The sequence below is a fragment of the Kitasatospora sp. NPDC002543 genome (assembly GCF_053594915.1).
Genome location: NZ_JBSFWR010000187.1, coordinates 1 through 7,085, shown reverse-complemented (window position 1 = coordinate 7,085; position 7,085 = coordinate 1). Strand labels below are relative to the sequence as shown.

Annotated in this window: 5 protein-coding genes and 2 pseudogenes; 5 read left to right on the top strand and 2 right to left on the bottom strand. The window is 76.0% G+C overall.

All coding sequences use genetic code 11. The features are described from left to right. Positions 1-180: 180 nt before the first annotated feature. From ACWD4P_RS37500 to ACWD4P_RS37490, 3 genes are all read left to right on the top strand, one after another. On the top strand, positions 181-918 hold the full coding sequence (locus ACWD4P_RS37500; protein WP_449782723.1) for a phosphotransferase family protein: 738 nt from the start codon (positions 181-183) through the stop codon (positions 916-918). Between the two features lie 557 nt (positions 919-1,475). Next, a complete protein-coding gene (locus tag ACWD4P_RS37495) occupies positions 1,476-2,873 on the top strand; it encodes an alpha/beta fold hydrolase (protein ID WP_449782722.1) in 1,398 nt (465 codons plus the stop codon). Between the two features lie 62 nt (positions 2,874-2,935). Continuing rightward, positions 2,936-3,484, top strand: a complete 549-nt coding sequence (locus ACWD4P_RS37490) for a YciI family protein (protein ID WP_449782721.1) — start codon at positions 2,936-2,938, stop codon at positions 3,482-3,484. Positions 3,485-3,548: 64 nt separating this feature from the next. Here ACWD4P_RS37490 and ACWD4P_RS37485 read toward each other — a convergent pair whose 3' ends face one another. After that, positions 3,549-4,544: a GlxA family transcriptional regulator gene (locus ACWD4P_RS37485; RefSeq protein WP_449782720.1), complete on the bottom strand. Its 996-nt coding sequence runs from the start codon at positions 4,542-4,544 to the stop codon at positions 3,549-3,551. A gap of 70 nt (positions 4,545-4,614) precedes the next feature. Here ACWD4P_RS37485 and ACWD4P_RS37480 point away from each other — a divergent pair, with 70 nt between their 5' ends. Then, positions 4,615-5,565: an NADP-dependent oxidoreductase gene (locus ACWD4P_RS37480; protein WP_449782719.1), complete on the top strand. Its 951-nt coding sequence runs from the start codon at positions 4,615-4,617 to the stop codon at positions 5,563-5,565. A 172-nt stretch (positions 5,566-5,737) separates the two neighbouring features. After that, positions 5,738-6,442 (top strand): annotated as a pseudogene (locus tag ACWD4P_RS37475) (threonine/serine exporter family protein); the annotation flags it as partial. A gap of 548 nt (positions 6,443-6,990) precedes the next feature. On the opposite strand, the pseudogene ACWD4P_RS37470 reads toward ACWD4P_RS37475, so the two are convergent. Next, positions 6,991-7,085 (bottom strand): annotated as a pseudogene (locus ACWD4P_RS37470) (tRNA pseudouridine(55) synthase TruB); the annotation flags it as partial.

Below are 7,085 nucleotides of genomic sequence, written 5' to 3'. Positions count from 1 at the left end.
GGAGCGCACAGGACGTCGGGTCGGCCGACTTCCGGTGCGCTCCGGCGCCGCGAGGGGCGGCCGGCACCGGGGCGCGGCCGGGGCCTGCAGCCGGGGCCGGGGTCGTGCCCGGGGCCGGGGCCGCGCCCGCGCCCGGAAAACCCGGGGACATCGGCGGTCGTTCCCCCGACAATGGTCGCCATGGAGGAAGTCGAAGTCGTCGTCGCCCACACCGAACGCGCGACCCTGCGCGTCGGCGACGTGTTCCTGAAGATCGACGCCGACCGGGCGCGCACCGACGTCGAGGTCGAGGCCATGGCCATCGCGCCGATTCCCACGCCGCGGGTCCTGTGGCGCGAGCCGCCCGTCCTCGCGCTCGCCGCGCTCCCCGGCACGGCGCTGGGCCGGCTCGGCGAGCCGTCGACCGCCTCGCCCGCGGCGTGGGCGGCGGCCGGTGCCGCCGCGCGGACCCTGCACGACGCGCCGCTGCCGCCCTGGCCCGGCCCGAGCGTCGACGAGCTCGCCGAGCGGCTCGACGGCGAGTGCGCGTGGCTCGTCGCGAACGAGGTCCTGCCCGCCGGCCTGGTCACGCGCAACCGCCGGGTCGCCGAGGCCGCGCTCCGGCCGTGGACACCGGCGTTCGTCCACGGCGACCTCCAGCTCTCCCACGTGTTCGTGGACGGCGACGAGGTCACCGGCGTGATCGACTGGTCCGAGGCGGGCCGGGGCGACGCCCTGTTCGACCTCGCCGTCCTGACGCTCGGACACGAGGAGCACCTCGGCGACGTCCTCGCCGGCTACGGCACCGACGTCGACCTCGACGTCATCCACGCCTGGTGGTCGCTGCGCAGCCTGATCGCGGTCCGCTGGCTGGCCGAGCACGGCTTCGACCCGTCCGCGCCGGGCTGCGAGATCGACGTGCTGCGGGCCCGGCGGTGACAGCCTCGCCCGCGGCCGGGGTCCGGGCCGGGCCGGGGCGCCGTCAGCCCCAGGTGAGCGGGGCGAGGTGGAGGTAGAAGCGCAGGCGCCCGTGTCGTCGCGGCGCCGGTCGAGCACCCGCGGTCCCGGTACGACCCGGTCGGCGAGCCGGGCGAGCCGGTCGCGCTCGGTCTCCAGGGCGGCCGCGTCCGCGGCGACCACGCACTCGGCGTACGCGTCGGCGTCCGCACTGCGGTAGACGGCGGCCCCCGACTCGCCGGAGGTGACGGGCTGCCGGTCGCCGGCCCGGGCGCCGAGCAGCGGCGGCCGGGGGGTTCGCGGTCGGGGCCGTCGTCCGTGGCGACCGCTCCAGCCGGCCCGGCGCACCGGTCCGCCCCGCGGTCACGGCGTCCCGCGCGGGCGTCCCGCGCTCATCTCGGTCGCCACGGAGCGGAGTTGGTTCCGGCGGGTTCGTTTCCGGCGGGCCCCCGCCGTGTCGCCCGTCATCGAAGTACCGTGGGGCGCAGGCTGGTTCCGTGACCGCGCCGGCCCGGCGCGGCACGAGTGGAAGGACGAACATGACGAGCACACGCGGCCGTTTAGCCGCCCTGCTGGCCGCCGTCGCGGTGGTCGCCGGCACCACCCTGGCCACCCCCGCCCTCGCCTCCGCCTCCGCCTCCGCCTCCACCGGAGCCGGCGGCCGGATCACCGGTCAGGCCCCCTGCCCGGACGCGCCCGAGTTCACCTGCGGGACCCTCACCGTCCCGCTCGACCACGGCGGTACCGTCCCCGGCACCCTCGACCTCGCGGTGGCCGTCACCGGCAACACCACCGCGCCCAAGGGCGACCTGCTGTTCCTCACCGGCGGCCCCGGCCAGCCCGGCGTCCCGGCGATGAAGCGCACCGCCGGAAAGCTGGAACCCGTCCTCAAGGACTACCGCCTGGTCATGTACGACCAGCGCGGCACCGGCCGGGGCGCGCTCCAATGTCCCGGCCTCCAGGAGGACATGGGCTCCTCCGACCTCGCCGTGCCGCGCGAACGGTCCGTCGCCGACTGCGCCGCCGCCCTCGGCCCCAACGCCCGCTTCTACGGCACCGCGGACACCGTCGCCGACATCGACCTGCTGCGCCGCGCCCTCGGCGACCAGCGGCTCACCCTGGACGGCGTCTCCTACGGCACGATCGTCGCCGAACGGTACGCGCTCGCCCACCCGGCACGCGTGTCCCGGCTGGTGCTCGACTCGGTGGCGCCGCACCGGGGCTTCGACCCCCTGGACCTCGCCGCCCTGCCCGCCACCGCCCGCGTCCTGCGGGCCGCCTGCCAGGCCACCGGCTGCACCACCGACCCGGCCGCCGACCTCGCCGCCACCGTCCGGCGGTACGGCAACGGGGCGCAGATCCTGAGCGCGCTCACCGGCTACGAGTTCATCGACCCGGACTACGGCGGCGTCCCGGAGATCCTCCACGAGGCGGCCGCGGGGCAGCCGGAGAAGCTCCAGGACTTCTTCGCGTTCATCCACCGGGAGGTCGACACCGCCTCGGCCGAGGAACTCAGCCAGGGGCTGCACTCCGCCACCGTCTGCGCCGACGCGCGCTTCCCGTGGGGCAGCACGGACACCCCCGTCGCGGGCCGCGCGGCCGCCCTGGAACGCACCCGGCAGCGGCTGACCGCCGAACAGACCTGGCCGTACGACCCGGCCACCGCGACCGGCCTCGGCAGCCTCCTGGTCTGCCGGGACTGGCCGCGCGAGCCGGTCGCGCCGCTCCCCCCGGCGCACCGCAAGCTGCCCGACGTGCCGGTGCTGCTGCTCGGCGGCGACCGGGACCTGGCCACACCGTACGAATGGCTCTACGAGCAGGCCGAGTTCACCCACCACCCGCGGATCGTGATCGTGCCCGGGGCGGCCCACTCGGTGCAGAACCGGGCGGCCGACCCGGCCGGGCGGCAGGCCGTGTACGACTTCCTGCTGAACTAGCCGGAGGACCGGCACCGCGAAACCCGTTCGACCGGGCCACGTCCCTCGGGGAGCATACGAACATGGAATTCCTCTGCTACCACCGGGACCGGCCCGGGTCCCTGCCGCTGCGCCACGCACTGTTGGAAGAGCACTGGTCCTACATGGACCGGTACGAGGAGGAGATGATCGCCCGGGGGCCGACGCTCGGCGACGGCGGCGCCACGCTCACGGGCAGCCTGCACATCCTCGACCTCCCCGATCCGGCCGCCGCCCGCGCGTTCGCCTTCGACGAGCCGGGCTACCAGGCGGGCGCCTACCGGGACGTGCTGCTGCGGCGGTGGCGCAACCTGCTGGGGCGCACCATGTGGGACTTCCCCGGCGGCCGGGAGGACGGCAACCGGTACCTGGTGCTCGGCCTCGGCGCGGGTCCGGCCGCCGACCTCGACGTGCCGGCCGACCGGAGCGAACTGATCGCCTACGGGCCGCTGCTGTCCGACGACGGCACGGGCTGGTTGGGTACGGCGGTGCTGCTCCGGGCGCCGGACCGGGAGGCGGCCCGCGCCGTCCTGACCGCGGACCGGTACGCCGACGTCGAGGTGCACGACTGGCGCTTCGGGGGCCGCTCCTGACCGCCCGACGGACGGCGGGCCGCCGCGAGGACGTGACCGGGCCGTTCCCGGGCGGCCGGGGGTCTCAGCTTCCCGGGGCGCCGGCCTGACCGCGGAAGGTGTTGCGGTAGGCCTGGGGCGAGACCCCGATCGCGGCGTGCAGGTGCTGCCGGAGGGAGGCCCCGGTGGCGAAGCCGATCTCGGTGGCGATCCGGTCGACCGGGAGGTCGCTGGTCTCCAGCAGGTGGCGGGCCCGGTGCAGCCGTTGCCGGATCAGCCAGCGGCCGGGGCTGGTGCCGGTCTCCTCCTGGAAGCGGCGGGCGAAGGTGCGCGGGCTCATCCGGGCGTGGGCGGCCAGCTCGCGGAGGGCGAGCGGGCGGTCGAGGTGTTCCAGGGCCCAGGCCTGGGTCGCGGCGGTGCCGTTGGCGCCTTCCGGGGGCACCGGCTGTTCGATGTACTGGGCCTGGCCGCCCTCGCGCCAGGGCGGCACCACGCACTGCCGGGCGACCTGGTTGGCGGCGGCGCTGCCGTGGTCGGAGCGCACCACGTGCAGGCAGACGTCGAGGCCGGACGCGGCTCCCGCCGAGGTCAGGATGTCGCCGTCGTCGATGAACAGCACGTCGGCGTCGAGGTCGACCCGGGGGAACATCCGGCGGAAGGTGGGCGCCAGCGCCCAGTGGGTGGTGGCGGGGCGCCCGTCCAGCAGACCGGCGGCGGCGAGCGCGAACGCGCCGGTGCAGATGGAGACGATGCGGGTGCCGGGGCGGATCCGGGCGAGGGCGCCGCGGGCCGGCTCCCGCAGGTCCGCCGTGACGTGGCGCAGGCCGTACGGCGGGATGACGACCGTGTCGGCGCTCTCCAGGGCCTCGGGGCCGTGCCCGACGGTGATCGTGAAGTCGGCGTCGGTCGCGACCGTCCGGTCCTCCGTCGCCGCGCAGGTCACCACCTCGTAGGCGCCCGGCACGCCGGGGAAGACCCGGTTGGGCATGCCCAGCTCGAAGGGGTAGACGCCGTCGAGGGCGAGGACGACGACGCGGTGCGGCGGCCGGCCACCGGCGCCGGGGGGTTCGATCGCAGCCATGGCACGATCCTATCGGTCTTTGGCAATCTTGCCATTTCGCAGGTCAGGGCCGTGGCCGCAGGCTGGATCCATGACCACGAACACCATGCGAGCCATCACCCAGACCACCCTCGGCGAGCCGGACGTCCTCCACGGGGCCGAGGTGGAACGGCCCGTGCCCGGCGCCGGGCAGGTCCTCGTCGCCGTCCACGCCGCCGGGGTCAACCCCACCGACTGGAAGCACCGCCGCCACGGCTACTTCCTCGGGCAGCCGCCGTTCACGCTCGGCTGGGACGTCTCCGGCACCGTCGAGGCGGTCGGCCCGGGCGTCTCGCTCCTCGCCCCGGGCGACGAGGTCTTCGGCATGCTGCCCTACCCGTACGGCGCCGGCTCGCACGCCGAGTACGTCACCGGCCCCACCAGGGCCTTCGCCCCCAAGCCCGCCGCGCTGAGCCACACCGAGGCCGCCGCCCTCCCCCTGGTGTCGCTCACCGCCTGGCAGGCCCTCGTCGACACCGCGCGGGTCCGGCCGGGGCAGCGGGTCCTGGTGCACGCGGCGGCCGGCGGCGTGGGGCACGTCGCCGTGCAGATCGCCAAGGCGCGCGGCGCGTACGTCATCGGCACGGCATCGGCCGCCAAGCACGACTTCGTCCGGGGCCTGGGCGCGGACGAGGTGATCGACTACCGCACCGCCGACTTCGTCGAGGAGGCCCGGGACGTCGACGTGGTCCTGGACACGCTCGGCGGGGAGGACCGGTTCCGCTCGCTGGAGACCCTCCGCCCGGGCGGCCTCCTGGTGTCGATCCTCCCCCAGGGCCTCGAAGGCCTGGCGGCACGCGCCGCCGAGCTGGGGGTGCGGGCGACGGCCCTGCTGGTCGAGCACGACCGGCAGGGCATGGCGGAGATCGCCGCCCTCGTCGAGTCCGGCCGGCTGCGCGCCCACGTCTCCGCCACCTACCCGCTCGCCGAGGCCGCCCGCGCCCACGCCGAGGGCGAGACGGGCCGCGTCACGGGGAAGCTGGTGCTCACCGTCCGGCCGTGACGGGCCTCGGGCCGCCGGTCACCAGCCCCCCGATGGCCGGCCGGTCCCGGATCCGCGGCGGCGCTCCCGCCCGGAGGCCTGATGCGGGGTGAGGCGGGCGCTCGACCGATCGGAAAACGACCGGACCGGGTCAGAGTCGGGCCGATTCGGGCAGGGTGGGACGATATCTGCCATGTCTAGCAAGTCTCCATCGGCCCGGGTTCTCGACGCCCCGCCCGAGCCGCTCCACCGCCTACTCCTCGACCTGGGCGAAGCCCTGCTCGGCGGTGGCCTGCCCGTCCATGACGTCGAGGAGGAACTCCGCCGGCTCGGAGGGGCGTTGGGGGCTCCGGAGGTGCGGGTCGCCGCGCTGACCAACGGGCTGTTCGTCTCGCTCCGCGCGGACGGGGCCACCACGTTCCGGCCGGTCGGCGGCGCGCTGCGGTTCGAGCAGACGGCCGACGTCCTCCACCTGGTGCACCGGCTGCGGGCGGGCGAGCTCGACGGGCCCCGGGCGCTCGCCGAACTGGACGGGATCCGGCGGGTACCGGCCCGCTGGCCCGCGTGGGTGGCGGACCTCGGGGCGCTGCCGGTCGGCGTGGGGGTCTGCCTCTTCCTCCAGCCGGCGGCGGCCAACGTCCTGGCGGCCGGGCTCGGCTCGCTGATCGTGGTCGGGCTGACCGTGCTCGCCCGGCGGCTGCCGCACCTGCGGCCGCTGCTGCCCGTCACGGCCGGCTTCCTGGTCGCCCTGCTGGTCCTGGCCCTCGCGCGGGCCTCGCTGCTGGACGGGCCGCTGCGGACGATCGTCGCCACCCTGGCGATCCTGCTGCCGGGCGGACTGCTGGTCACCGGCCTGTCCGAGATCGCCGCGGGCGCGGCCAGCGCGGGCACCGCCCGGCTGGTGTCCGGCGCGGTCCAGCTGGCCCTGTTCCTCGCCGGAGTGGCCGCGGCCGCGACGGCGGTCGGCATGCCGGCCACCGCGCTGGCCAACGTCCAGGTCGCCAAACCCGGCTGGTGGGTGATCGCGCTGGGCCTGGCGATCGCGGTGGCCGGAGTGGTCGTCAACGTCCACACACCGCCCTCGGCCATCCCGTGGATCGTCGCCGTGATCGCGGTCAGCGTCACCGCCCAGGTGGCGGTGGGGTCGGTGCACGGCGCGGCGATAGGCGGCCTGGCGGGGGCGGTCGCCGCCGCGGTCGCGGCCACCCTGGTGCACTGGCTGCCGGGCGGTCCGCTCTGGCAGGTGCTCTACCTCCCGGCGTTCTGGATCGTGGTGCCGGGCTCCTTCGGCCTGCTGAACACCGCGCAGATCGAGGTCGGGAACGGGGCGCAGTCGGTCCTGGCCGCCGTGTCGGCGGTCTTCGGGGTGTCGATCGGCACCCTGATCGGCGCCGTGATCAGCCGGATCCCCCACCCCTCCCGCGCCGTGCCGCTGCCCCGGGTCTGGTCCTCGCCCTCGCGCACCCGCGCGTACGAGCGCTTGCCGTCGATCTTGATCGCGCTGACCTTGGACGGCACCTGCATGATCTCGCCGGTGAGCG

Excerpts from the sequence above, each read along its gene's own strand:
- ACWD4P_RS37480 (WP_449782719.1), top strand. The coding sequence starts at position 4,615 with ATGACCACGAACACCATGCGAGCCATCACCCAGACCACCCTCGGCGAG.
- ACWD4P_RS37500 (WP_449782723.1), top strand. The coding sequence starts at position 181 with ATGGAGGAAGTCGAAGTCGTCGTCGCCCACACCGAACGCGCGACCCTG.
- ACWD4P_RS37485 (WP_449782720.1), bottom strand. The coding sequence starts at position 4,544 with ATGGCTGCGATCGAACCCCCCGGCGCCGGTGGCCGGCCGCCGCACCGC.
- ACWD4P_RS37495 (WP_449782722.1), top strand. The coding sequence starts at position 1,476 with ATGACGAGCACACGCGGCCGTTTAGCCGCCCTGCTGGCCGCCGTCGCG.
- ACWD4P_RS37490 (WP_449782721.1), top strand. The coding sequence starts at position 2,936 with ATGGAATTCCTCTGCTACCACCGGGACCGGCCCGGGTCCCTGCCGCTG.